The organism is Faecalibacterium sp. DFI.5.82 (genome assembly GCF_029076575.1).
GTDB lineage: Bacteria > Bacillota > Clostridia > Oscillospirales > Ruminococcaceae > Faecalibacterium > Faecalibacterium duncaniae.
Genome location: NZ_JARFIS010000914.1, coordinates 1 through 295, shown reverse-complemented (window position 1 = coordinate 295; position 295 = coordinate 1). Strand labels below are relative to the sequence as shown.

1 pseudogene is annotated in these 295 nt (G+C 66.8%); it reads right to left on the bottom strand.

The window, feature by feature from the left end:
- Positions 1–295: pseudogene (locus tag P0G09_RS19470) on the bottom strand (glycosyl transferase family 1); the annotation flags it as partial.

Here is a 295-nt window from a genome sequence, read left to right as displayed (position 1 = left end):
GTGGCAAACAGCGGGAGGCCGCGGTTGTAGCCCAGATCGGTGCGGACAAAGTTCTCTGCCGCGTAATCGGGCAGGCCGTAGATGAGCTGCCGGATCTCGAACTCGGGCCGCACGGCGTGCATGGCGTTGGCGGCGTGGCTGCCCACCGAGTAGACCCGGACATTCTCTCCCAGCTGGGAGGGGATCTGGTGGGCAATGTGGGGGTAGCCTGCAAAGGCATCGTGGAGCCACCACAGCACCGGCACGGCGGTGCCGGTCAGGGCACGGACAGCCCGAGCCATGACCACCGTGTTGG